This is a genomic window from Streptococcus oralis, assembly GCF_026782285.1.
Classification (GTDB): domain Bacteria; phylum Bacillota; class Bacilli; order Lactobacillales; family Streptococcaceae; genus Streptococcus; species Streptococcus oralis_CG.
In genome coordinates, this window is record NZ_JAKUWG010000007.1 from 256,088 (window position 1) to 282,554 (window position 26,467).

A 26,467-nucleotide genomic window follows, 5' to 3' on the forward strand; every position below is an offset into this window, starting at 1 on the left:
ATGCAAGTAATCAAACGTAACGGAGAAGTTGCAGACTTTGATCCAGATAAAATCTACCAAGCTGTCCTAAAAGCAGCTCAGACAGTTTATGTTTTGACCGATGATCTACGTCAAAACCTCGCTCAAGTCACTAAAAAAGTAGTCTTGGACTTGGAAGAAGCAAAAGTGGAACGTGCGACCATTAGCATGATCCAATCAATGGTTGAAAATCGTTTGTTGGGGGCAGGATATATCACAATAGCAGAACACTACATTTCTTATCGCTTGCAACGTGATTTGGAGAGAAGTGGTTATGGTGACCACATCGCAGTCCACCTACATTTTGAACAAATTCGTTAAGAAAAAGAGTGGGATGAAAAGCATCTCACTCTTTCTTAAATCTATTTTTCTGAGCTGTTTGTACAGTTGAAGGGACAAAGCGTAGCCTTTTGATGTCAGTGAGTCGGATGATGCGTGTCACATTTTTTGTAAAATTTTTGACAACGATCTGTTGACGACTGGTATCATATTTGACAATATCACCAGTGAAGCTTGTTTCAGCTAGTATGACATGAACAGCAGTTTGTTTCTGGATGGCTTGTTCAATTGTAGCAATGAGGGAGTCGTTTTCAGAATAATCTCGTTCATCATGTCCATTGAGAAAGTCTTGTATCTTATCTAAGGCATGCTTGAATGTATATCTCATAGGCTTCTCCCCTCTTATATAATCATATTATATAAAATTTTCGTAAAATCTACAAGATTTTACGAATAGACTATAGAAAGCATATCACATAAAGGAGTTAAAATGGCAGAATTTACATTTGAAATCGAAGAACACTTACTGACCTTGTCTGAAAATGACAAAGGATGGACAAAAGAACTAAACCGAGTCAGCTTTAATGGCGCTCCAGCTAAGTTTGATATTCGAACTTGGAGCCCTGATCATACCAAGATGGGAAAAGGAATCACCCTTACAAATGAAGAATTTCAAGTAATGGTGGACGCTTTTAAAGGCGGGAAATGAGAGGAGGATAGTGAATTTTACTCACTATCCTTTTCTTGTAAAATCATATAGTCTCGAAGAGATATTGTTGTTAATAGGAGAAACGTTTTTTTAAACTTTTCTGGTGGAGTAGGGTTTTCTTTTCGTATCCAAGCTTCAATAAAAGTAATAATCATGTTTGCGACGACATAGGTCATGTCATCTTCACTAAAATCGAATTCCTTGTTGTAGTGGACATTCTTTAGAATCCATTTTGAATAAGTATCTCTCAGGAACTCCTTCCAACCAGGATCTGCTTGAGTTACAAAAAGTGTTCGAATGATATTCCTATTTTCATAAACCAAAGGAATTGCAAAATTAGCAAAGCATTCAATAGGATTTCCCTCTCTTCTCAGACAAGAATTATTAAATACCTGAAAAATTCGTTGATCGGTTTGTTCATGAATATACTTGATAATATCATCATAGTTTTGGAAATGTTTTTGGTAAATAGCTTGTCTTGAAATACCTGCTTGTCTAGCAATTTCACTCATCGTAAATGAACTACGCTGAGGATTCTGTTTAGCTAGCGATATAAAAGCGGAAACGATGGAATCTCGAGTATCTTTAGCCATAAGTGTCCTTTCTATGAATAAATATCAATTAAAATATTAGATAAAATTGACAACTTAAAAGAAGCTGTTTGTAAAGGATTACAGCTATAAAATATTATAATATTGTTTATTTCACTAAATAAATTATAACATAAAATGGAGCATTTTCCTAGTGAATTATATTAGAAGTGTCTATTTTGCTTATGCTATCTAGAAGAAGTTAACTGGGATAAATTATAAGAAAAAATTTAATAATTATTCGTCATTGTTATTGCGTTTTTGATAAAAGTATAGGGATTAAATAACAAATTCTTGGATTTTTAACTAGGGGGATAGAGAAAAAATAATGTAACAAAAACTATAAAATGATGTATAAAGAGCTAAAGTGTGCATAATATATAATTTAAAACTATCTATAACCCATGGGCCTATTTTAGACTGTATTTAGAATGGATTGTAGTTTATAAAATACGTTGAAATTTATAATGTCTAGAAATTCAGAGAATCCCCCTCTGAAAACAAATATCAATATGGTTATGTATCTCTATGTCAAAAGTTGACAAACTGTAAATTTTTCGTTTATGAAATATTTACATATAATTAACATAATACTAGAAGTTATAGTATAATGAAGTTGAATGATATTTTGCAAGTTTTCATTCATAAGTGAGTAAAAAATCCTATAGAAGATTAAATTAAATAACTATTTGAATGGTATCGCTAACCAAATCGAAAAAAGAACGCAGCTATCACATAGATATTCTTGTGATAAATATTGCAATTGAAAGGAGTGTTGCCTGCTGGTAAGACATGATATACTTCTCAATTAATTTAATCAAATAGAAAGGATTTTTTATGGATAAACTAAAGAAAGTACTAGGTTTTCTAGTATTTCCTCTTTTACTATTGCTGATGTTCTTCCCGGCAGGTGAAGCACATGCCACAACTGATATCACGAGTAAAGTCAAAATAGATGACTTGAAGATTACTATAGCATCTACAGGAAGCAAGACTGAAGGAATTCATGGTTCAAATGATACTTCGATGAAATTGAAATATTCAGGTAAATTCTCATTTCCCAATGTGGCAGCTAATGAAATCAAGGATGGTGATTACTTCATCGTAAAGGCTCCAGATAACTTGAGTTTGACGGATGGTAGTCTGGATTTGATTGATTCGACGTCAAATATCAAAATGGGGACTGTCCGAGTGGATAATGCTAACCATCAGCTAGTATTTACCTTCAATGACAAGGTGAAGGACAAGCAAAATATCCGTGGGGACTTTGTTGCAGAAGCAACTGAAACACTCAAAAAAGAGGGGAAAACGGTTACCTATGTTTTACCAGATGGTAAAAAACAGACCATCACGTATAAAGTGAATAAATATCAACAGACTGACGTGATAGGAGAAACCATTACAAAGTACGGTTATAACGATAACAATAAGGCGAGAGCACATTTTCAGATGAAGATTAATCGCGCTAAGAAAGATATGACTGGACATGTGGTGAAGATTACAGATGACGTTTCAAAGGGAGCCTTTGCTAACTATGTGGAAGGTACTTTCTATATGCATGAAGCGGAATTCGAAACGACGAATACGAATTCATCTGCTCTTAAACATATAGGTGATGAATATGAAATCACAACCGATCCGGAGGTATACAAGGCTAACTCAGATAAAAAAGCTTTGTTGACCTTTGTCAACGGGAAACGAGGGTTTGAGTTGCTCATGCCGACTAATATGGGAACAAAGAGCTTTTTCTTAACTTATGATACGTCCTCACCAGCAGATACTTCAACGATAAGTAACTCAGCTCAGTACTTGATTGATAATCAGCCACAATTGATTTGGGAAAAATACGGAGGTAGTATTGGAACCAGAACAGAAGCAACGTTTAATTTAAAGACGGTCAAATCTGTTGGTGCATCAGTCACTGCTGACATTGCTGGTAAGATCAAAATCACAAAATACGATGAAGCGGATGCAACTGTTAAGTTGGCAGGCGTTGTCTTTGAAATCCGTGAGAAAACCACTAATAATTTGGTTGATACCGTTACAACAGATACGGATGGGATAGCTGTCTCAAAGGCTCTCAATGATGGTAAGTATATCGTCAAAGAAAAGACTCCGAAACCAGGCTATCAGGTAAATAGTCAAGAATTTGAAGTGGAGTTAAAAGGTGGACAAGGTGTTCCCCTCAATATCTCTAACAAACGTGTGACAGTTGATTTCAAAGCGACCAAGACATGGGTAAACGGAAAAGCGACTGACTACAAAGAAGTCAAACTCGGTTTGTATGTGCACAAAGAAGGACAAACTATTGCAGATGCAAAACCTGTTACCGGGAACTACACCCCTGAAGTGACAGAGTCTAATGGTGTCTACACTTATAAGTGGAAAAATCAACTTCCTGAACGTGATGTTGATGGAAGCAAGCTAGTTTATTCTGTTCGCGAACTTCAAGACCAGACAGACCTTCCTTTGCAAGAAGGAGAGAAAGTCAAAGTTGGAGAGAATAACTACGTCGTATCTTACAACGAAGATAAGACAAAAATTACTAATACTTACAAACCAGCAAAAATTAGCGTGACTGCTAAGAAAGTCTGGGTTGGCGGTCAGGAACATATTCGTCCAACTGTCTACTTCAAACTCTATCGTACGCCAGAAGGTGGAGCGATTGAAGAAGTAGCTGGTGCCGAACAAAAAGAAGTTCCTAAAACAAACGGAACCTTAGAGTGGCCAGACCTTCCTGCGACAGATGAGCACGGCGTGAAGTACACTTACAGTGTGATGGAAGTAGATGAAGATGGCAATCTCATCGTAGATACGATAGACGGCTATACTCCAGAACAAACAGCTGATCTGACTGTTACAAATACCTATAGCACTTCACCAACTAAGGCTGATATTGAAGTCAAAAAAGAATTGACGGGTGGCCGTCCAACACCTCTTCAAAACGAAGAATTTGAATTTATCTTGAAAGACAAAAATGGCCAAGAAGTTCACAGAGCTAAGAACGATGCAGCTGGTCGTGTAGTCTTCAAAGATATTCCTTTCGATAAAGCGGGTGAATACGAATTTATTGTTGTTGAAGTGAATGCTGGTCAAACCATAGATGGTGTGACTCATGATTCTAGAAAAGTACCAGTAACAGTAAGTGTAACAGACGATGGAAAAGGTAAACTGGTTGCGACAGTATTGTATCATCCTATTACTGCTGTGGCACTTCCGTCAGCTAATTTGGCCTCTTCAGCACCTAGTTCTAATCTTGTACCACCACTTACTGGTGCAGTGAATAGAGCTACTGATGCTGGAATTCAGACATTCAAAAATACCTATAAAGCAACTAATGCTAAGGCCGTTCTTGAAGTAACTAAGCAGTTGACTGGTCGTACGACAGGAGCTCAAGAAAATGAGTTCGAATTTACGTTGACAGACCAAGCTGGTAATGTTGAAACTAAGAAAAATGATGCAGCTGGAAAAGTTCAGTTTAATGAATTGACCTTCGATGAAGCAGGTACTTATACTTACACTATCAAGGAAGTAAAAGCTGGTACAATTGAAAATGGCATTACCTACGATTCTAAGACGGTGACAGCCAAAGTAACTGTAACTGATAATGGCAAAGGTAATCTGAATGTAGTTGTTGACTACAGCAGTGATGCCAGCGATGGTAGCGTAATCTTTAATAATACATATAAGCCTACTAACGTGAAAGTTCCTGTTTCGGCAACCAAATCATTCATCAATAAGAACACTGATAAGCCAATTCAGCTTCAAGGTGGTGAATTCGAGTTTGCCTTGTTTGAGAAAAATGGTACAGCTCCAATTCAAACAACAACAAATGATGCAGCTGGAAACATTAAGTTTGAAGATTTAGAATTCAATAAAGCTGACACTTATCATTACACCATCGTTGAAAAGAATGCTGGGACAACTGATAAAGGAATCACTTATTCTAACAAGACTATAGAAGTGACAATCAAGGTTGTTGACAACGGTAAGGGAGCTCTTGAAGCAACTGTATCTTATGACAATAACGACAGCACCTTCGAAAATACCTATAAGGCTGACAATGCCCAAGCTGGTTTTGAAGTGATGAAAACTCTTTCAGGTCGTGAGTTAAAAGCTGATGAGTTTGATTTTGTATTGAAGAATGACGCAGATGGTTCAGAGCTTCAAAAAGTGAAGAACACTGCCGACGGCAAAGTGACATTCGCTCCAATCGAATATACTAAAGCTGGTACATACAACTACACCATTGTTGAAACAAACGCTGGTAAGACTGTTAACGGTGTGACTTACGATAATCTTGAAGTTAAAGTCACTGTAGAAGTTACAGATGACGGCGAAGGAAAACTTCATGCTAACGTAACTTACTCAGCTGACAAAGAATTCAACAACAGCTACGGGGCTTCAAAAGCAAAAGCTGCTCTTGCGGTTAAGAAAACACTTACTGGTCGTGAGTTGAAAGCTGATGAGTTTGAATTTACTTTGACAGACCAAGCTGGTACTTTGAAAGAAACAGTTAAGAATGACAAAGATGGAAACGTTAAGTTCTCAGCATTGGAATTTGATAAAGCTGGAACATTCACTTACAAGATTGCTGAAAAAGCTGGTACTGCTACAGGTATCAAGTACGACACTAAAACAATCACAGCTACAGTAACTGTAGCGGACAATGGTAAGGGTGTCCTTGAAGCAACTGTTGCTTACGACGATGAAAAAGCATTCGAGAACACTTACACACCAGCAGGAGCTACAACCGCAACTCTTGGTGCTAAGAAAGTTCTTGAAGGAAAAGCTCTTGAAGCCGGTAAATACAGCTTTGTCTTGAAGAAAGAAGACGGTAGTGTTGTCGAAACAGTGAAAAACGCTGCTGACGGAAGTGTTACTTTCGCACCAATCTCATATGATGAGAGCCAAGTGGGAACTCACAAGTACACAATCTCAGAAGTTGAGGGCGATGAAACAGGTATCACTTACGATAAGACAGTTCAAGAAGTTGAAGTAACTGTTAAAAAAGTCGGCGCAACTGAATTGAAAGCAACAGCTTCGAAAGAAGCAAAAGATCTTGTATTTAAGAACATTTACACACCAGCAGGAGCTACAACCGTAACTCTTGGTGCTAAGAAAGTTCTTGAAGGAAAAGCTCTTGAAGCAGGTAAATACAGCTTTGTCCTGAAGAAAGAAGATGGTAGTGTTGTCGAAACAGTGACAAACGCTGCTGACGGAAGTGTGACCTTCTCACCAATCTCATATGATGAGAGCCAAGTGGGGACTCACAAGTATACAATCTCAGAAGTTGAAGGCGATGAAAAAGGTATCACCTACGATAAGACAGTTCAAGAAGTTGAAGTAACTGTTAAAAAAGTCAGCGCAACTGAATTGAAAGCAACAGCTTCGAAAGAAGCGAAAGGTCTTGTATTTAAGAACATTTACACACCAGCGAAAACTGAAGTCTCTGTGAAAAAAGTATGGAACGATGCTGATAACCAAGACGGCAAACGTCCAACATCAGTCACAGTTAAACTTCTTGCCGATGGTCAAGACACAGGTAAGACCCTTGAGCTCAATAAAGAGAACAACTGGTCTGGAAGCTTTACAGCTCTTGATGTGAACAAAGCTGGTAAAGCGATTGCGTACACAGTAATAGAAACAACTAAAGTTGAAGGATATATCTCAGAGGTTACAGGTGATGCAACATCAGGCTTTACGATTACTAACAGCTACACCCCAGAAACCATAGATATTACAGTTACTAAAAACTGGAACGATGCTGATAACCAAGATGGTAAACGTCCAGACAAGATCACGGTTAACCTCCTAGCAGATGGTACCAAGATTGATTCTAAAGAGGTTCAAGCAGCTACAGATGGTACTTGGTCTGTTGAATTTACAAAACTTGCAAAATATAAGAATGGTAAAGAGATTAAATATACTGTAACAGAAGAAGCTGTTGCAGGATATAAATCTTCTATCGACAACTTTACTATTACTAATAGCCATGATCCAGAAAAAATTAATATTTCTGGAACGAAAGTTTGGAATGATAATAATGACCAAGACGGCAAACGTCCAACTAAGATTACAGTTCAAGTCCTTAAGGGAGAACAAGTAGTTGCAGAAATGGAAGTATCAGCAGAAACTGATTGGAAGTTTGAATTTAAAGACCTTCCTAAGTATGAAAAAGGTAAAGAAATCACTTATGTGTTGAAAGAAGTTAGTGTTGAACACTATACTACAGAAGTGACTGGTAAAGATGGTAAATACACTATTACGAACACTCATACACCAGCTAAGATCAATGTCAAAGGTCAAAAGATTTGGGATGATGCTAACAACAAAGATGGGAGTCGTCCAGACTCAATTGTTGTTAAACTGTTGGCAAATGGTGTGGAAACTGGTAAAACAGCTACAGCTTCAGTAGCAAGTGGTTGGACGTATGAATTTACAGATCTTGATCGTTATCAAGATGGTGGTAAAGAGATTGTTTATACAGTTAAAGAAGTATATGTTCCTAAAGGCTATACTTCTGAAGTAATTGGCACTAATATTGTAAATCACCACAAGCCAAAAGACCCAGAACCAAATAAACCACAGGATCCAGAGCCAAACAAGCCAAAAGATCCAGAACCAAACAAACCAGGAAAGCCAGGACAAAAACCTCAACTTCCTAACACTGGTGAAAAAGCATCTAAAGCAGCAGTAGTTGCAGGACTTGCTTTGATGGCAGTGACTGGTGGATTGTACTTTGTAAGCCGTAAAAATAAATAATCTCTTGATGAGAGTTGATTTTCAGTTAGTTCTTAGGAAGTAATTGGAAAGGAAATAGCCCAGAACAATTGTTCTGGACTATTTTTTTATCTTGAGAAATATGGAAGTTTTTTCAATCTTTCGAGTAAGGGACGGCTAATGAAACTAATGGCAATAATCTTACCAAGATCAGGAAGGATAAAGGGAAGGACACCGACAGCGAGTGCTTTGTCAAATGGCATTCCAGCAAGAAAGTGGAGGCTGAGAATACCTCCGACAAAGACGAGGGAATCACCCAAGAGGTTGGCTAGGAAAATGCGGATATAGCCACTGTTCTGATGGATGAGATAAGATGTAAGTCCTGCATAGACAAGGTCGAACCAGAGATAGCCTGCGCTTGGACCAACTAAAACGTGAAATCCCGCACCACCCCCTGCAAAGACAGGTAGACCAATAGAACCCAGCAGGAGATAGAGGGCTACAGATAGGACGGCTTCCCTAGGTCTAAAAACAGTTGCAATCAGACCGATTGCAAAGTTTTGCAGAGTGAAAGGTACAGGACCGATAGGGAGACTGATTTGAGCCAATACGGCGATGAGAGCAGCACCGATAGCAGGGATAGCATAGATATGAGCTTTTTTCAAAACTGTTAACCTCTTTTTTAAATTATAGTAACTATTATACTAATTCAGGAAGAAAAGTCAACCTATTTTTTATACAAAGGTAACAATTTTGTAACAGCCGATTTTGCAAGTAAAAAGAGATCCTAAGGATCCCTTTCAACAATTAGCGCATGGTCACAAATTCTTCTGAAGCGGTTGGGTGGATAGCTACTGTAGCATCAAAGTCTGCTTTGGTTGCTCCCATCTTGATAGCAACAGCGAATCCTTGAATCATCTCATCAACTCCGTAACCAAGTCCGTGAAGGCCAACGACTTTTTCGTCAGCACCGGCGGTGATGAGTTTGAAGCGAGATTCTTGACGATGGCTTGTAACAGCAGAGTACATGGATGCAAAACTTGACTTGTAAACTTTGATGTTATCTTGGCCGTATTCTTTGATAGCTTGATCTTCAGTTAAACCGACTGTTCCGATTGCTGGGTGGGAGAAGACAACAGTAGGGATAGTCGTGTAGTCCATCTTGGCATTTGTTTTTCCGTTGAAAAGGCGTTCAGATAGGGTGCGTCCTGCTTTGATGGCTACTGGGGTCAGTTCCTTCTCACCAGTAACGTCTCCAAGGGCGTAGATACCATCTATAACTGTATTTTGATACTCGTCCACTTGGATAAATCCACGTTCGTTGAGTGTAACTCCAGCCTTTTCTAACTCCAGACCGTCTATATTTGGACGGCGACCAGTAGCCCAGATAACTTGGCTGGCAGTGTGACTAGAACCATCTTCGAAATGAATCGTAATGCCTTGCTCTGTTTCTTCTAGCTTGACGGGTACCTTATGCGTGTGCAAAGGTAGGCCTGTTTTTTCCATTTCATTGACAAGTCCTTCAACGATGTAGCTGTCAAAACCACGCAAGGGACGATCACGACGGACAAACAAATCAGTTTTTACTCCTAGCGCGTGGAGAACACCCGCTAGCTCAACCGCGATATAACCAGCTCCAAGAATCGCAACGGATTCAGGAAGTTGTTCCCAAGCAAAGACATCGTCTGAACTACCACCGAGTTCAGCTCCAGGAATAGTTGGGATGCTTGGACGAGCTCCAGTCGCAATCACGATATGCTTGGCACGAATCAATTCACCATTGACGCTGACGGTGTTAGCATCAACAAAATGAGCACGACCTTCAATCAAATCAACCCCGTTGCGCTTGAAACTTCCATCATAAGACGAGCGGGCACGATTGATGTAGGCTTCACGGTTTTGACGAAGTTTTGCGAAATCAAATTGAACATCTGAACTTGTAAAACCATAGTCAGGACCGTAGTGGTGGAAGCTTTCAGCGATTTGCGCTCCATACCACATGATTTTCTTAGGAACACAGCCAACGTTGACACAGGTTCCACCTAAATTTTTCTCCTCGATAACAGCTGCTTTAGCGCCGTGTTCGCCAGCACGGTTCATAGTGGCGATGCCGCCACTTCCTCCACCGATGGCGATGATATCATATTCTCTCATAGAAAACTCCTTATAGATTTGATAGTCATATTCTATCGTTTTTATTTTTTGAATGCAAAAATCTGCTACGCCCTAAAGAAATAGCAGAAATCACTTGCTAAATATAGAAATAAGGTGTATGATGTTACTAGTACAATTTCGCATAAATTAAATGGAAACAAGGCATGTTTCCTGAATTGTTCTCTTTTCTCTCTGAACAATCATTGTTTAGAGTAGGTAAATTTGCTATAATAGTCTTTGTATTGAAAATAAAATAGGAGTTTTGTGATGAAGGGGAATAAGAAAACTAAAAAATGGCAACTATACACAGCTATTGGTGCTGCAAGTATTATTATAATCAGTGCAGTGGGTATTTTGCTATTTAGACAGCCCTCTCAGGCTGCCGGTAAGGATGACACATCGCATCTCGTAGTCGCAAAGGAAGGAACAGTTGCCTCCTCTGTCCTTTTATCTGGTACCGTCACCGCAAAAAATGAACAATATGTTTATTTGGATGCAAGTAAGGGTGAGGTGGATGAAATCTTGGTTTCTGTTGGAGATAAGGTTGACAAAGGACAAGCGCTCGTAAAATACAACAGCACAGAAGCGCAGTCTGCTTATGATGCAGCTAACCGTGCCATAGCCAAGGCTGATCGTCGTATCAATGACTTGAAGGAATCACGAAACAACACTCTAGCTGATTCGGAAGAATATGATGATGGAGCACAGAGTTCTTCTGTCTCTTCCATTGATTCTCAGATTAGTGATGCTCGTGATAGTCGTGCTGATGCAGAGGCGCAACTTAAAAAGGCGCAGGCCCAATTGGACGCAACAAAGGTTTTGAGTACGCTAGAAGGTACAGTTGTAGAAGTTAATCGCAATGTATCAAAGTCCACAACTGCTGCAAATCAAGTGATGGTTCATGTAGTAAGTAACGACAATCTACAAGTCAAGGGAGAACTTTCCGAGTACAATCTTGCCAACCTTTCTGTTGGCCAAGAAGTGACCTTCTCTTCTAAAGTTTACCAAGATAAAACTTGGACAGGGAAGATCAGCTTTATTTCAGCTTACCCTAAAAATAGTGGAGAAGGAACGAATGCTATAACTGGGGGGAATACTGGTTCTAAATATCCTTATACGATTGAAGTGACGAGTGAGATTGGTGATTTAAGACCAGGTTTCACCGTTAGTGTTGAGGTTAAAAGTGACAAGAAATCAATCCTCGTACCCTTAACCAGTGTCATTACTGAAGACGGGAAAAACTATGTTTGGGTGGTTGACGAAGAGAATAAGGCTAAGAAAATCGAAGTTAGCCTAGGAAATGCTGACGCAGAAAACCAAGAGATCACATCTGGTTTGACAGACGGAACCAAAGTCATCAGTAATCCAACGACTTCCTTGGAAGAAGGAAAAGAGGTGAAGGCTGATGAAACAACTAATTAGTCTAAAAAACATCTGCCGGAGCTATCGAAATGGTGAACAGGAACTGCAGGTCTTGAAAAATATTAATTTGGAGATCGGCGAAGGGGAATTTGTTGCCATTATGGGACCGTCTGGCTCGGGTAAATCTACTCTGATGAATACCATCGGAATGCTGGACACCCCAACTAGCGGCGAATACTATCTAGAAGGTCAAGAAGTGGCCCGTCTAGGTGAAAAGCAGTTGGCACAGGTACGTAACCAACAAATTGGTTTTGTCTTTCAACAGTTCTTTCTTTTGTCAAAGATGGATGCTGTTCAAAATGTCGAGTTACCCTTGATTTATGCAGGAGTTCCAGCTGCCCAACGTCGCAAGTTGGCAGAGGAATATCTGAGTAAAGTAGAGTTGACTGATCGTATTCATCACCTTCCTTCGGAGTTGTCTGGCGGTCAAAAACAACGGGTGGCCATTGCGCGTGCTCTTGTTAACGATCCCTCAATCATCCTAGCTGATGAACCGACAGGTGCCTTGGATACGAAAACAGGAAGTCAAATCATGGAACTCTTGGTTGAGTTAAATGAAGAAGGCAAGACTATTATTATGGTAACGCACGAGCCCGAAATTGCAGCCTATGCAAAACGCCAGATTGTAATCCGTGATGGAGTTATTTCGTCTGATAGCGCTCGTTTGGAAGGAAAGGAGAACTAAGATGCAAAATCTGAAATTTGCCTTTTCATCTATTATGGCACACAAGATGCGCTCCTTTTTGACCATGATTGGTATTATCATTGGAGTTTCTTCAGTAGTTGTCATCATGGCTTTAGGGGACTCTATGTCTCGTCAGGTCAATAAAAATATGACAAAATCTCAGAAAAATATTCAGGTGTTTTTCTCACCAATTAAAAGTAAGGACGGTTCTTTTACACAAAAGCAATCTGCACTGACACTATCTGGTAAAGAAGATGTTCACGTAGAACCACCTAAAACACAGGAATCGTGGGTTAGGGAAGCTGCCAAACTAAAAGGTGTAGATGGCTATTATGTGACTAATAGTACAAATGTTACTTTGACCTATAAGGATAAAAAGGTAGAGAGAGCAAGTCTGACAGGTGGAAATATGACTTATATGTCTGCTGTAGAAAATAAAATTATTGCAGGTAGGGATCTGAGAGAACAAGATTACCGAGATTTTGCAAGTGTGATTTTGCTAGATGAAGAACTCGCTAAAAGTCTTTTTGACTCGCCTCAGGCAGCACTCAATCAAATCATTTCAGCCAATGGATATAGCTACCGTGTGATTGGTGTTTACTCTAGTCCTGCTGTTAAAAGTGCTAAGATGTTTGGTGTAGGTGGTTTACCGATTACAACCAATGCTTCTGTAGCAGCTAATTTTAATGTAGAGGAAATTTCTAATATTGTCTTTCGTGTGAATGATACGAGTCTAACTCCGACTTTGGGGCCAGAACTCGCACGCAAGATGACCGAAATTGCAGGAGTACAGCAGGGAGAATATCAGGTTGTAGACGAAACCGCCGCTTTTGCAGAGGTTCAGCAAATCTTTGGTTTTATGACCGCTATTATCAGTGCTATCGCAGGAATCTCTCTTTTTGTGGGAGGGACTGGAGTTATGAATATTATGCTGGTTTCTGTAACGGAGCGTACTCGTGAGATTGGTCTTCGTAAAGCATTGGGAGCTACACGGGCTAATATCTTGGTACAGTTTTTGATTGAGTCCATGATTTTGACCTTATTAGGTGGTCTTATCGGACTTGTTAGTGCAGCAGGCTTGACCGCACTAGCAGGGGCCTTGCTAAAAAATATGATGGAAGGAATAGAAATTGGTGTCTCGCTACCGATTGCTCTCTTTAGCTTGGCTGTTTCGGCCAGCGTTGGTATGATCTTTGGGGTCTTACCAGCCAATAAAGCGTCTAAGCTTGATCCGATCGAAGCCCTTCGCTATGAATAAGATAAACAAGATGGACACTTGTCTATCTTGTTTTTGTATGGATTTTCCTATCGAAAATCACTAAAAATATGATATAATGAAGTGTTAGAAAAACAGGTTTCATTTGCCTGGAAAGGAAAAATTATGTCTGAAAAGAATTTTTATATTACAACACCGATTTACTATCCATCTGGTAAACTTCATATCGGTTCTGCCTACACAACCATCGCTTGTGATGTCCTAGCTCGTTACAAACGCCTCATGGGCTACGATGTCTTTTATTTGACAGGTCTTGACGAGCATGGTCAGAAAATCCAGCAAAAAGCGGAAGAAGCTGGCATCACGCCACAAGCTTATGTTGATGGCATGGCAGTTGGTGTCAAAGAACTCTGGAAATTACTCGATATCTCATACGATAAATTCATCCGTACAACTGATGATTACCATGAAAAAGTAGTGGCTCAGGTCTTTGAACGCTTGCTTGCTCAAGATGATATCTACTTGGGTGAATACTCTGGTTGGTATTCAGTCTCAGATGAGGAATTCTTTACAGAAAGCCAGCTTGCAGAAGTTTTCCGTGACGAAGCTGGAAATGTAACTGGCGGTATCGCTCCATCAGGCCACGAGGTCGAATGGGTTTCTGAAGAATCCTATTTCCTTCGCCTCAGCAAATACCAAGATCGTTTGGTTGAATTTTTCAAATCTCACCCTGACTTCATCACTCCAGATGGTCGTCTCAATGAAATGTTGCGTAACTTTATTGAGCCAGGTTTGGAAGACTTAGCGGTTTCTCGTACAACCTTTACCTGGGGTGTGCCAGTCCCTTCCAATCCAAAACACGTAGTCTACGTTTGGATTGATGCCCTTCTCAACTATGCGACAGCTCTTGGATATGGTCAAGACGATCATGCTAACTACGACAAGTTCTGGAATGGAACGGTCTTCCACATGGTAGGGAAAGACATCCTTCGTTTCCACTCAATCTACTGGCCAATCCTTCTCATGATGTTGGATATGAAATTGCCTGACCGCTTGATTGCCCACGGTTGGTTCGTCATGAAAGACGGTAAGATGTCTAAGTCTAAAGGGAATGTCGTTTACCCTGAAATGCTAGTAGAACGTTATGGACTTGATCCACTTCGCTACTACCTCATGCGTAGTCTTCCTGTCGGTTCAGACGGAACCTTCACTCCAGAAGACTATGTCGGCCGTATCAACTATGAATTGGCCAATGACCTTGGAAACCTCCTCAACCGTACGGTTTCCATGATTAACAAGTATTTTGATGGGCGAATCCCTGCCTATGTAGAAGGTGTGACAGAGTTTGACCATTCTCTTGCCCAAGTAGCAGAGCAATCTATCAGTGACTATCATACTCACATGGAAGCAGTTGACTACCCACGTGCTTTAGAAGCAGTCTGGACACTTATCTCACGTACCAACAAATACATCGATGAGACAGCCCCATGGGTCTTGGCTAAGGATGAAGCTCTTCGTGACCAATTGGCAAGTGTCATGAGCCACTTGGCAGCTAGCCTTCGTGTTGTAGCTCACATGATTGAGCCATTTATGATGGGAACTAGTCGCGCTGTATTGGCACAACTTGGTCTAGCAGAAGTTTCTAGCCTAGAAAACTTGAGCTTGGCAGTTTTCCCTGCAGGTGTGACTGTTGTTGCCAAAGGAACACCGATCTTTCCACGTCTGGACATGGAAGAAGAGATTGCCTATATCAAGGAACAAATGGAAGGTAACAAACCAGCCGTCGAAAAAGAATGGAATCCAGATGAAGTTGAACTCAAACTCAACAAGGATGAAATCAAGTTTGAAGACTTTGATAAGGTCGAAATCCGTGTCGCAGAGGTCAAAGAAGTTTCTAAAGTGGAAGGTTCTGATAAGTTGCTCCAATTCCGCCTCGATGCTGGTGATGGCGAAGACCGTCAAATCCTCTCAGGAATAGCTAAATACTATCCAAACGAACAAGAATTGGTCGGCAAGAAAGTCCAAATTGTTGCCAACCTCAAACCGCGTAAGATGATGAAGAAATATGCCAGCCAAGGGATGATCCTCTCAGCTGAACATGATGGACAATTAACCCTTCTCACAGTTGATCCAGCTGTACCAAATGGAAGTGTGATTGGGTAAAAGCAAAAAACCAACGTTATACACGTTGGTTTTTCTTGTTATGTGTGAGCTTTTCTAAGAACTGGTCCATCTCCTTTTGTGACCTGAGGACAATTACTTTCTCCGGATAGGTTTCTTGAATCTGCTGATAACGTTCTTTAGCGGATTTGCTCCGTCCATCCCAGAGAATCCATCTGATAAAGTTCCAGTCAAAGCGTTCAGGGCAGCCTGCTGCCATGTTTTCTCTGACCTTGCCTCGGTATGTGAGATACCGTTTAAAGGCTCGAAAGAGACAAGTCCATGGTGAAAAGTTGAGAAAGATGATTTGGTCAGCTTCCTGCATTCTTTCTTTGTAATAGCACCAAGAGTAGTTGCCATCGATGACCCAAGCTTCGTGCTTAGTGAGAAAGTCCTTCATCTCGCCCAACATCCATTCGCGGTCACTATCTTGCCAACCAGGTTGAAATTGGAGAGTATCCATATGCAGTTTGGGGATGGAGTAGTAGTTTGATAACTTCTCAGCTAGAGTTGACTTGCCGGCTCCAGAATATCCGATGATTGCGATTTTCATTTTCTACCTTTTCTTATTAGAGGACAAAAAAACAGCCTCTATGGACTGTTTCTTATTTAGCAAGTTTAGCTGAAAGACGAGCTTTATCGCGGCTTGCTTTGTTTTTATGAATCAAACCTTTAGTTTCTGCTTTGTCGATAGCTGAGCTAGCAGCACGGAAAAGTTCTTCAGAAGGGTTTGCTTCGAAAGCTTTGATAGCAGTACGCATAGCTGATTTTTGAGCTGAGTTTTTTTCGTTTTGTTTAACGTTCAATTCAGCGCGTTTGATAGCTGATTTAATGTTTGCCAATGTTCTTACCTCCATATTTACTAACTATACCATTATATCTGAAAACTCAGGTTTTGACAAGGGGAAATTATTTTTTTAGGTAAATTTCATCGATTTCATGGTTTTTAGCCTTGTGGAGAATGATCTCGGCACGATTCCTTGTCGGTTCGATATAGTTTTGTAGATTTATTAGATTAATGCTGGTCCAGATCTGATGAGCGAAGGCTTCGACCTCTCTTATTGGCATTTGCGTAAAGCGGTGGTAGTAGCTGTTGGGATCATTTTGGGCAAAGCTGAGGAGTTTTAAGAAACGATCCAGATACCAACCTTCAATGTCTTCGACAGCAGCATCCACATAGATGGAGAAATCAAAGAAATCAGTGATGTAAAGGCGCTCATTTTGAGGATTTTGGAAGACATTGATTCCTTCAACGATGACAAAATCCGCAGCCTTAACGCGTTGTTTCTCCCCAGGGACGATGTCATACACTTCATGAGAATAGACTGGAATATCAACATTCTGCCCATTCTTTAGGCGGTCAAGAAAATTCAGCAAGGCTTCCATGTCATAACTCTCTGGAAAACCTTTGCGATTTAAGATACCTTGGTCAATTAAAGTTTGGTTGGGATAGAGAAAACCGTCAGTTGTCACCAATTCTACAGTAGCATCCGGGAGAGTACGTGATAGAAGAATCTGAAGTAAGCGACTAGTGGTCGATTTCCCCACAGCAACACTACCCGAAACCCCAATAATAAAAGGTTGGGGCTTGCTATCTCTTTGAAGAAAGATTTCTTTTGAGAAAGACAAATCTTCTTTGGCTTTTTTATAGATATGGATAAGGTGAACCAGTGGCAGATAGATGTCTGTCACATCTTGTAGGCTGATTTGGTCATTAAAACTCTTGATGGAGTCTAGTTCTTCTTCCGTCAAGGGAGGGGTTGTCTTGCGATGCAAGGACTGCCAGGTTTGACGGCTGATTTTCTCAAAATGTAAAAATTCGTTGGTCATAATTTTTCCTCGTTCGATATCTTAGTATATCATATTTCGTAGTCAAAGAGAGAATGAAATTCGATATTTATCATTCTGATTCTTGAAAGTTGCTATAAGTTGCCTCTAACAGGGAAAAATAGAGTGAAAAATACAAAGGTCATTTAATTATTATCATAACAGATTTAGTTTGTTTATTGAATTTCAGCTTTGTAAACGATTTAACATTTCACTAAATTATGGTAAAATAGTTTCATGAGTAAAATGTATTATGCAGAAAATCCTGACGCTGCTCACGACATTCATGAGTTGAGAGTAGAGTTGCTAGGACATAAAATGACCTTTTTCACGGATGCAGGTGTTTTTAGCAAGAAAATGGTTGACTTTGGGAGTCAGCTCTTGCTCAAGTGCCTAGAGATCAACGAAGGAGAAACGGTCCTTGATGTCGGCTGTGGGTATGGTCCCCTAGGGATTTCTTTGGTCAAGGCTTACGGTGTCCAAGCAACCATGGTCGATATCAATAATCGCGCCTTGGATTTAGCGCGACAAAATGCTGAACGAAATAAGGTTGAAGCGAGGATTTTCCAATCCAACATCTATGAGCAAGTTGAAGGGACATTTGACCATGTCATTTCCAATCCGCCTATTCGAGCGGGTAAACAAGTTGTTCATGAGATTATCGAAAAGAGCAGAGATTTCTTGAAAGACGGAGGAGATTTGACCATCGTCATTCAGAAAAAACAGGGGGCTCCTAGTGCTAAAAGTAAGATGGAAGACGTTTTTGGAAATTGTGAAATCGTAAAGAAAGACAAGGGTTATTATATCCTTAGAAGTGTGAAAGAATGAGAGCAGTTGATTTAATCCAAAAAAAACGAGATGGTCAAGAACTGACCTCAAGTGAAATTAAGTGGTTGGTAGAAGGCTATGTGGCTGGAACTGTTCCAGACTATCAAATGTCTGCCTTTGCTATGGCGGTTTATTTCAAAGGAATGACCACACGTGAGATTTCTGACCTGACGATGAATATGGTTAAGACGGGTCAGGAGTTTGATTTGTCAGCCATAGCTGGTATCAAAGTAGATAAACACTCGACAGGTGGTGTTGGTGATAAGGTGACCTTGATTTTAGCTCCTTTAGTAGCCAGCTTTGGTGTGCCGGTTGCAAAAATGAGTGGTCGTGGACTAGGACACACTGGCGGAACTTTAGATAAGTTAGAAGCGATCAAGGGCTACCAAGTGGAGCGTAGTCAAGAGGATTTTATCAAACAGGTTCAAGATATTGGTGTATCTGTCATTGGTCAATCAGATCAGCTGGTTAAAGCAGACAAACTTCTCTATGCCCTCCGTGATGTGACAGCAACTGTCGACACGATTCCTTTGATTGCTAGTTCTGTTATGAGCAAGAAAATTGCTGCAGGAGCGGATGCCATTTTGCTAGACGTAACGGTCGGTGAGGGTGCCTTCATGAAGACGGTTGATGAGGCGCGTGAATTGGCTCAAACCATGGTGGATCTTGGTAAGGCCGTTGGTCGAAAGACGGTAGCAGTCATTACCGATATGAGCCAACCCTTGGGAAGAGCCATTGGCAATCGTCTCGAAATTCTTGAGGCAATCGAGATTCTCCAAGGAAAAGGCCGAGAAGATATTAGTCACTTTATTTGTGAACTAGCTCAGATTATGCTTAGTTTGGCAAATGTTGAGAAGACAGTTGAAGAAGTTCGTCAACACCTTGAAAATGGTCAAGCGCTGGCTAAGTTTGAAGAAATGGTAGCAGGTCAAGGCGGTGATTTAGAAGACCTCTATCGCCCCGTCAAGGTTGCCCATGTGGTGGAAATCCCTGCTCAAGAAACGGGTGTTATTTCAGCTCTTCCAGCTATGGAATTTGGCCTCTATGCCATGAGACTAGGAGCCGGTCGTGCAGTTAAGTCTGATGACTTGGACTATGAAACAGGAATTGTTTTTGAAAAGAAAGTTGGAGACTCCGTTCAAAAAGGAGAAATTGTTGCAAAAGTTTATACAAATGGAAAAATTTCTTCTGAACTAGTTACAGAATTTCAAAAATATGTTAAAATAAATGATGGAGTGCAAAGTTTACGAGAAATTATAGAAATTATCTCATAAAACCAGGGAGAATCCGAATATGAAGTTAAATAAATATATTGATCATACGCTTTTAAAGCAAGATGCAAGTCAAGAACAAATTGATCGTTTGCTATCTGAAGCGCGTGAGTATGACTTTGCCAGCGTTTGTGTTAATCCTACATGGGTTAAACATGCGAAAACAGGGCTTGAAGGCTCAGATGTAAAGGTTTGTACAGTAGTAGGTTTTCCTTTGGGAGCAACAACTTCAGCTGTGAAAGCTTTTGAAACAAAAGAAGCTGTCCAAAACGGTGCAGATGAGATTGATATGGTTATCAATGTCGGTGCCCTCAAATCAGGCAATCTGGATTTAGTTGAATCAGACATCCGTGCTGTCGTAGAAGCAAGTGGCGATAAGCTAGTGAAGGTTATTATTGAAGCTTGCTTGTTGACAGACGATGAAAAGGTTGTGGCCTGCCAATTATCCCAGAAAGCAGGCGCTGACTTTGTCAAAACATCAACTGGCTTTTCAACTGGTGGTGCCACTATTGAGGATGTTCAGTTGATGCGTAAAACAGTCGGGCCAGATATGGGAGTTAAGGCAGCTGGTGGAGCGCGTTCATATGCAGATGCTGTCGCTTTTGTGGAAGCAGGCGCTACCCGTATTGGAACATCTGCTGGTGTAGCAATCTTAAAAGGAGAATTGGCAGATGGCGACTACTGAGTTGATTGAACTAGCAATTGAAACCAGCAAACAAGCCTATGTCCCCTATTCTCATTTTCCCATAGGTGCTGTTTTAGTAGCCAAGGATGGTAGTATTTATACGGGTGTGAACATTGAGAATGCTAGTTATCCCTTGACTAATTGTGGAGAACGTACTGCTATTTTTAAAGCAGTTTCGGAGGGGCAACGAGAGTTTTCAGAGTTGATTGTCTACGGACAAACTGAAAAACCCATTTCGCCATGTGGTGCTTGCCGCCAGGTCATGGTTGAATTTTTTGAACAAGATCTAAAAGTGACCTTAGTCGCTAAAGATAAATCGACGGTCGAGATGACGGTCGGGGAGTTACTTCCATACTCATTTACAGACTTAAACTAGTCTGAGCTACTCTTCGAGTGGCTGTGGTCTACGTGACCAAACGATCTATACTTGCAACATCGTTGCACATCTTATTTAGGAGGTTCAGTAATGAACAAGAAACAATGGCTAGGCCTTGGTCTAGTTGCAGTGGCAGCAGTTGGACTTGCTGCATGTGGTAACCGCTCTTCTCGTAATGCAGCTTCATCTTCATCTGAAATGAAGACGAAAGCAGCGATCGTAACAGATACTGGTGGTGTTGATGATAAATCATTTAACCAATCAGCTTGGGAAGGTTTGCAAGACTGGGGTAAAGAACACAATCTTTCTAAAGATAAAGGCTTTACTTATTTCCAATCAACAAGCGAAGCAGACTATGCTAACAACTTGCAACAAGCGGCTGGAAGTTACAACCTGATCTTCGGTGTTGGTTTTGCCCTTAATAATGCAGTTAAAGATGCAGCAAAAGACCACTCTGACTTAAACTATGTCTTGATTGATGATGTGATCAAAGATCAAAAGAATGTTGCGAGCGTAACATTTGCTGATAACGAAGCAGCTTACCTTGCTGGTGTTGCAGCAGCTAAAACAACTAAAACAAAACAAGTTGGTTTTGTAGGTGGTATCGAATCTGAAGTTATTTCACGTTTCGCTGCTGGATTTAAGGCTGGTGTTGAGTCAGTAGACCCATCTATCAAAGTACAAGTTGACTACGCTGGTTCATTTGGTGATGCTGCCAAAGGTAAAACAATTGCAGCAGCTCAATACGCTGCAGGTGCAGACGTTGTCTACCAAGCAGCTGGTGGTACAGGTGCTGGTGTCTTTGCTGAAGCAAAATCTTTGAACGAAAGCAAAAATGAAAACGAAAAAGTTTGGGTTATTGGTGTAGACCGTGACCAAGCAGCAGAAGGTAAATACACTTCTAAAGATGGTAAAGAATCAAACTTCGTTCTTGTATCTACATTGAAACAAGTTGGTACAACTGTAAAAGATATTGCCAACAAAACAGAAAAAGGTGAATTCCCTGGTGGACAAGTTATCGTCTACTCATTGAAAGATAAAGGGGTTGACTTGGCAGTAACAAACCTTTCAGAAGAAGGTAAAAAGGCTGTCGAAGATGCAAAAGCTAAAATCCTTGACGGAAGTGTAAAAGTTCCTGAAAAATAATGGATAAAAGTCATTTCTTAGGAAGCGGCCATCGGTCGCTTCTTTAAGAATTGAGGCAAATTTTGTCTCAATAGAGCTTGTTAATGTGATTAGCAGGTTTTATTGAAATAAAATAAACCTCTGAAAGGAAGAGCATATGGCACACGAAAATGTCATTGAGATGCGGGATATCACCAAGGTGTTTGGTGAATTTGTAGCAAACGACAAGATCAATTTGCAACTGCGAAAAGGTGAAATCCATGCACTTTTAGGAGAAAATGGAGCGGGTAAATCCACTCTAATGAATATGCTGGCAGGACTTTTAGAACCAACTAGTGGTGAGATTGTGGTAAATGGCCAAGTTGTTAAGCTGGACTCGCCTTCTAAAGCAGCTAGTTTGGGAATCGGGATGGTTCACCAACATTTTATGTTGGTCGAAGCTTTTACAGTAGCTGAGAATATCATTTTGGGGAGTGAAATCACTAAAAATGGTATGCTAGATATAGCTGAAGCTACTAGAGAAATCAAGGCTCTTTCTGAACGTTATGGTTTGGCAGTGGATCCTGCTGCTAAGGTGGCGGATATTTCCGTTGGTGCCCAACAACGTGTAGAAATCTTGAAAACACTTTATCGTGGTGCTGATATCCTTATCTTTGATGAACCTACAGCTGTATTGACTCCTTCAGAGATTGACGAGTTGATGGCTATCATGAAAAATCTTGTCAAAGAAGGAAAATCCATTATTTTGATTACCCATAAACTGGATGAAATTCGTGCGGTATCCAATCGTGTGACGGTTATCCGTCGTGGTAAATCAATCCAGACGGTTGAGATTGCTGGAGCTACCAATGCTGATTTGGCAGAAATGATGGTAGGGCGCTCTGTCTCCTTTAAAACGGAGAAACAGGCACCTCAACCAAAAGAAGTTGTTTTGTCTATTAAGGACTTGGTTGTTAATGAAAATCGCGGTGTACCAGCTGTGAAGAATCTTTCTTTGGATGTTCGTGCTGGTGAGATTGTTGGTATTGCGGGTATTGATGGCAATGGTCAATCTGAACTCATTCAAGCCATTACAGGTCTTCGTAAGGTTGAGTCTGGTAGTATTGAATTAAAAGGCAAATCAATCGTGGGAATGCACCCACGACAAATTACGGAACTCAGTGTAGGGCATGTTCCTGAAGACCGTCACCGTGATGGATTGATTTTGGAGATGATGATTTCAGAAAATATCGCTCTTCAAACCTACTATAAAGAACCACTCAGTAAGAATGGTATTTTGAACTATGCGAATATCACTTCACATGCAAAGCAATTAATGGAAGAATTTGACGTCCGTGCGGCAAGCGAATTTGTTCCAGCAGCAGCTCTTTCAGGAGGAAATCAACAAAAAGCGATTATTGCTCGTGAGATTGATCGTGATCCTGAACTCCTTATCGTCAGCCAACCAACTCGTGGTTTGGATGTCGGTGCCATTGAATATATCCACAAACGTTTGATTGAAGAACGTGATAACGGAAAGGCTGTCCTTGTTGTCAGCTTTGAATTGGATGAGATTTTAAATGTCTCAGACCGAATTGCTGTTATTCACGATGGTAAGATTCAAGGTATTGTATCGCCAGAAACGACTAACAAACAAGAACTTGGTGTCTTGATGGCTGGTGGAAACTTGGGAAAGGAGAAGAGTGATGTCTAAAAAATTACAACAAATTTCGGTTCCCTTGATTTCCGTATTCTTAGGAATCTTGCTCGGAGCCATTGTCATGTGGATTTTCGGCTACGATGCTATCTGGGGGTATGAGGAGTTGTTTTATACAGCTTTTGGTAGCCTCCGTGGGATTGGAGAAATTTTCCGTGCCATGGGTCCTCTGGTCTTGATTGGTCTTGGTTTCGCTGTCGCTAGTCGGGCAGGTTTCTTTAACGTTGGTTTGCCAGGTCAAGCGCTAGCGGGATGGATTCTAAGCGGTTGGTTTGCCTTGTCGCATCCAGATATGCCACGTCCAATGTTGATTTTAGCGACTGTGGTGATTGCTCTGATCGCAGGTGGAATTGTTGGTGCGATTCCAGGTATTCTCAGAGCTTATCTCGGTACGTCAGAGGTTATCGTAACCATCATGATGAACTACATTGTATTGTATGTAGGGAACGCCTTTATTCATTCTTTCCCGAAAGACTTTATGCAAAGTACAGACTCAACGATTCGTGTGAGTGCCAATGCTAGTTACCAGACACCATGGTTATCTGAGTTGACTGGCAATTCTCGTATGAATATCGGTATCTTCTTTGCTATCATTGCTGTTGGGGTGATTTGGTTCTTGCTCAAGAAAACGACTCTCGGTTTTGAAATCCGTGCAGTTGGTCTTAATCCCCATGCTTCAGAGTACGCTGGTATTTCAGCAAAACGTACAATTATTCTATCAATGATTATCTCTGGTGCTTTGGCTGGTCTTGGTGGAGCTGTCGAAGGTCTAGGAACCTTCCAAAACGTTTACGTTCAGGGTTCATCATTAGCTATCGGATTTAACGGGATGGCAGTTAGTTTGCTTGCTGGAAATTCACCAATTGGAATTCTCTTTGCAGCCTTCTTATTTGGAGTTTTGCAAGTAGGAGCACCGGGTATGAACGCAGCGCAAGTTCCGTCTGAGCTTGTCAGCATTGTAACAGCGTCTATTATCTTCTTTGTCAGCGTTCACTATATTATCGAACGCTTTGTCAAACCTAAAAAACAAGTTAAAGGAGGTAAGTAAGGATGTCTATTACAACATTACTCACCCTCTTGGTCTCTTCTATGCTGATTTACTCAGCACCACTTATTTTCACGAGTATCGGAGGAGTTTTCTCTGAACGTGGTGGTGTCGTTAACGTCGGTCTTGAAGGAATTATGGTTATGGGAGCCTTTTCTGGGGTTGTCTTTAACCTTGAGTTTGCAGAACAACTTGGAGCAGCGACTCCTTGGATTTCCTTGTTGGTTGCTGGTGTCGTGGGAGCCATTTTCTCCCTCATCCACGCGGCAGCGACGGTTCATTTCCGTGCGGACCATGTTGTCAGTGGTACAGTATTGAACTTGATGGCTCCTGCCCTAGCGGTTTTCTTGGTTAAAGTTCTTTATAACAAAGGACAAACAGATAACTTAAGCCAGACTTTTGGACGCTTTGACTTCCCAGTTTTGGCTGATATTCCAGTGATTGGAGATATTTTCTTTAAGTCAACAAGTTTGCTAGGTTATATTGCGATTGCATTCTCGTTCCTTGCTTGGTTTATTCTCTTTAAGACACGCTTTGGTCTTCGCCTTCGCTCTGTCGGTGAACACCCTCAAGCAGCGGATACCTTGGGAATCAATGTCTACAAGATGCGATATCTTGGGGTTATCATTTCAGGTTTCCTTGGGGGAATTGGGGGAGCTATCTACGCCCAATCAATCTCAGTCAACTTCTCAGTAACAACCATTGTAGGGCCCGGATTTATCGCTCTTGCGGCAATGATCTTTGGTAAATGGAACCCAATCGGTGCTATGCTTTCCAGTCTCTTCTTTGGACTTTCACAAAGTTTGGCAGTTATCGGTTCTCAATTGCCTTTCCTACAAGGAGTACCTGCGGTCTACCTACAAATTGCGCCTTATGTTTTGACAGTCATTGTCTTGGCAGCCTTCTTTGGAAAAGCTGTTGCACCAAAGGCAGATGGTATCAACTACATCAAGTCAAAATAAGCATACAAAAAAACGCCAGTTTCAAACTGGCGTTTTATTTGTTAAGATTTTGATGGGTTAGGTTCAATCCCCAAGGGACGAGATTTTCAGTTTTATTTTTGATGCGTGCGATATTATCCTTGTGACGAATGATAATCAGGCTAGCAAGTGCTAGGATAATCAGAATGAAGAGAGGATCATAGCTGCTCAGGATAAAACTAAATAGTGGAAATAGGAGAACTCCGATAACGGCTGCGATAGAAGCAGTAACGCTAGACAGTGAAATCATACTACCTAGATAGAGACTTCCAAAGAATACGATTGCTAGATAAAGACAGAAAACAGGCGCAAATCCGAAAATCACTCCAGCACTAGTTGCTACAGCCTTACCACCTTTAAAGCCGGCAAAGATAGGAAAAGTATGTCCAATTACAGCCAAAAGTCCAAATACAAGAGGTGATACACCTTGAAGGTGGAAAAGGATTGGAAGGAGAGTGGCCAAGGTTCCTTTAAAGAAGTCAATCACAAAGGTTGCCATACCCGCTTTCTTGCCTAAAATTCGGAAAGTATTGGTTGTTCCGGTGTTTCCGGAACCATGTTCACGCAGATTTGTTTGAAAGAAGATTTGTCCAATCCATAGACCAGACGGAATCGAACCTAGCAGATAAGCTAAAATTAATAATACAAAAGTCATCATAAAACTATTATACCATGAAA

The 26,467-nt window shown here is 40.7% G+C and carries 23 protein-coding genes; 15 read left to right on the plus strand and 8 right to left on the minus strand.

Going from position 1 to position 26,467, the window contains the following annotated elements:
- Positions 1-339, plus strand: a complete 339-nt coding sequence (locus MK403_RS06430) for an ATP cone domain-containing protein (RefSeq protein WP_001196053.1) — start codon at positions 1-3, stop codon at positions 337-339.
- Between the two features lie 25 nt (positions 340-364).
- On the opposite strand, the gene MK403_RS06435 is transcribed toward MK403_RS06430, so the two are convergent.
- On the minus strand, positions 365-685 hold the full coding sequence (locus MK403_RS06435) for a hypothetical protein (protein WP_268709313.1): 321 nt from the start codon (positions 683-685) through the stop codon (positions 365-367).
- A 102-nt stretch (positions 686-787) separates the two neighbouring features.
- On the opposite strand from MK403_RS06435, the gene MK403_RS06440 reads away from it, so the two are divergent.
- Positions 788-1,006: a YdbC family protein gene (locus MK403_RS06440; RefSeq protein ID WP_061417024.1), complete on the plus strand. Its 219-nt coding sequence runs from the start codon at positions 788-790 to the stop codon at positions 1,004-1,006.
- 17 nt (positions 1,007-1,023) lie between these two features.
- Here the strand turns inward: MK403_RS06440 and MK403_RS06445 are convergent, their stop codons facing one another.
- A complete protein-coding gene (locus MK403_RS06445) occupies positions 1,024-1,599 on the minus strand; it encodes a TetR/AcrR family transcriptional regulator (protein ID WP_268709314.1) in 576 nt (191 codons plus the stop codon).
- Positions 1,600-2,433: 834 nt separating this feature from the next.
- Here MK403_RS06445 and MK403_RS06450 point away from each other — a divergent pair.
- Positions 2,434-8,361 carry a Spy0128 family protein gene (locus MK403_RS06450; protein ID WP_268709315.1) on the plus strand — a complete coding sequence of 1,976 codons (5,928 nt, stop codon included), beginning with the start codon at positions 2,434-2,436 and terminating at the stop codon, positions 8,359-8,361.
- A gap of 86 nt (positions 8,362-8,447) precedes the next feature.
- Here the strand turns inward: MK403_RS06450 and MK403_RS06455 are convergent, their stop codons facing one another.
- Positions 8,448-8,984, minus strand: a complete 537-nt coding sequence (locus MK403_RS06455) for a biotin transporter BioY (protein WP_268709316.1) — start codon at positions 8,982-8,984, stop codon at positions 8,448-8,450.
- A 142-nt stretch (positions 8,985-9,126) separates the two neighbouring features.
- Positions 9,127-10,473 (minus strand): glutathione-disulfide reductase, encoded by a 1,347-nt coding sequence (gene gor / locus MK403_RS06460; RefSeq protein ID WP_268709317.1) that lies wholly within the window; start codon positions 10,471-10,473, stop codon positions 9,127-9,129.
- A 267-nt stretch (positions 10,474-10,740) separates the two neighbouring features.
- On the opposite strand from gor, the gene MK403_RS06465 reads away from it, so the two are divergent.
- The 4 genes from MK403_RS06465 to metG all read left to right on the plus strand — a co-directional run bounded on the left by MK403_RS06465 (position 10,741) and on the right by metG (position 15,959).
- Complete coding sequence (locus MK403_RS06465) at positions 10,741-11,895, plus strand: efflux RND transporter periplasmic adaptor subunit (protein WP_223328074.1); 1,155 nt, start codon at positions 10,741-10,743, stop codon at positions 11,893-11,895.
- Positions 11,879-12,580 (plus strand): ABC transporter ATP-binding protein, encoded by a 702-nt coding sequence (locus MK403_RS06470; protein WP_000811477.1) that lies wholly within the window; start codon positions 11,879-11,881, stop codon positions 12,578-12,580. The genes MK403_RS06465 and MK403_RS06470 overlap by 17 nt, the downstream gene beginning before the upstream one ends.
- Position 12,581: 1 nt before the next feature.
- Entirely contained in the window at positions 12,582-13,838 is a 1,257-nt protein-coding gene (locus tag MK403_RS06475) for an ABC transporter permease (RefSeq protein ID WP_268709318.1), read from the plus strand.
- Between the two features lie 123 nt (positions 13,839-13,961).
- Positions 13,962-15,959 carry a methionine--tRNA ligase gene (gene metG / locus MK403_RS06480; protein WP_268709319.1) on the plus strand — a complete coding sequence of 666 codons (1,998 nt, stop codon included), beginning with the start codon at positions 13,962-13,964 and terminating at the stop codon, positions 15,957-15,959.
- 16 nt (positions 15,960-15,975) lie between these two features.
- Here the strand turns inward: metG and MK403_RS06485 are convergent, their stop codons facing one another.
- The 3 genes from MK403_RS06485 to coaA all read right to left on the minus strand — a co-directional run bounded on the left by MK403_RS06485 (position 15,976) and on the right by coaA (position 17,786).
- The gene (locus MK403_RS06485; RefSeq protein WP_268709320.1) at positions 15,976-16,509 is read right to left on the minus strand and encodes a DNA topology modulation protein; all 534 of its coding nucleotides are present in this window, start codon (positions 16,507-16,509) and stop codon (positions 15,976-15,978) included.
- Positions 16,510-16,561: 52 nt separating this feature from the next.
- On the minus strand, positions 16,562-16,798 hold the full coding sequence (rpsT, locus tag MK403_RS06490) for a 30S ribosomal protein S20 (RefSeq protein WP_001274000.1): 237 nt from the start codon (positions 16,796-16,798) through the stop codon (positions 16,562-16,564).
- A gap of 67 nt (positions 16,799-16,865) precedes the next feature.
- The gene (gene coaA, locus MK403_RS06495) at positions 16,866-17,786 is read right to left on the minus strand and encodes a type I pantothenate kinase (protein ID WP_268709321.1); all 921 of its coding nucleotides are present in this window, start codon (positions 17,784-17,786) and stop codon (positions 16,866-16,868) included.
- Between the two features lie 234 nt (positions 17,787-18,020).
- Here coaA and MK403_RS06500 point away from each other — a divergent pair, with 234 nt between their 5' ends.
- The 8 genes from MK403_RS06500 (at position 18,021) to MK403_RS06535 (ending at position 25,771) form a co-directional block, all read left to right on the plus strand.
- A complete protein-coding gene (locus tag MK403_RS06500) occupies positions 18,021-18,611 on the plus strand; it encodes a class I SAM-dependent methyltransferase (RefSeq protein WP_326845899.1) in 591 nt (196 codons plus the stop codon).
- Positions 18,608-19,885 carry a pyrimidine-nucleoside phosphorylase gene (locus MK403_RS06505; protein WP_268709322.1) on the plus strand — a complete coding sequence of 426 codons (1,278 nt, stop codon included), beginning with the start codon at positions 18,608-18,610 and terminating at the stop codon, positions 19,883-19,885. Before MK403_RS06500 ends, MK403_RS06505 begins: the two co-directional genes overlap by 4 nt.
- Positions 19,886-19,904: 19 nt before the next feature.
- A complete protein-coding gene (deoC, locus tag MK403_RS06510; protein WP_007522166.1) occupies positions 19,905-20,567 on the plus strand; it encodes a deoxyribose-phosphate aldolase in 663 nt (220 codons plus the stop codon).
- On the plus strand, positions 20,554-20,943 hold the full coding sequence (locus MK403_RS06515; RefSeq protein WP_000246111.1) for a cytidine deaminase: 390 nt from the start codon (positions 20,554-20,556) through the stop codon (positions 20,941-20,943). Before deoC ends, MK403_RS06515 begins: the two co-directional genes overlap by 14 nt.
- Positions 20,944-21,033: 90 nt before the next feature.
- The gene (locus MK403_RS06520; protein ID WP_268709323.1) at positions 21,034-22,089 is read left to right on the plus strand and encodes a BMP family lipoprotein; all 1,056 of its coding nucleotides are present in this window, start codon (positions 21,034-21,036) and stop codon (positions 22,087-22,089) included.
- Between the two features lie 136 nt (positions 22,090-22,225).
- Positions 22,226-23,761 (plus strand): ABC transporter ATP-binding protein, encoded by a 1,536-nt coding sequence (locus tag MK403_RS06525; protein ID WP_268709324.1) that lies wholly within the window; start codon positions 22,226-22,228, stop codon positions 23,759-23,761.
- Positions 23,754-24,812 (plus strand): ABC transporter permease, encoded by a 1,059-nt coding sequence (locus MK403_RS06530; RefSeq protein WP_000038676.1) that lies wholly within the window; start codon positions 23,754-23,756, stop codon positions 24,810-24,812. Before MK403_RS06525 ends, MK403_RS06530 begins: the two co-directional genes overlap by 8 nt.
- 2 nt (positions 24,813-24,814) lie before the next feature.
- A complete protein-coding gene (locus MK403_RS06535; protein WP_268709325.1) occupies positions 24,815-25,771 on the plus strand; it encodes an ABC transporter permease in 957 nt (318 codons plus the stop codon).
- Positions 25,772-25,805: 34 nt separating this feature from the next.
- Here the strand turns inward: MK403_RS06535 and plsY are convergent, their stop codons facing one another.
- Positions 25,806-26,447, minus strand: a complete 642-nt coding sequence (gene plsY, locus MK403_RS06540; protein ID WP_268709326.1) for a glycerol-3-phosphate 1-O-acyltransferase PlsY — start codon at positions 26,445-26,447, stop codon at positions 25,806-25,808.
- Positions 26,448-26,467 lie beyond the last annotated feature (20 nt).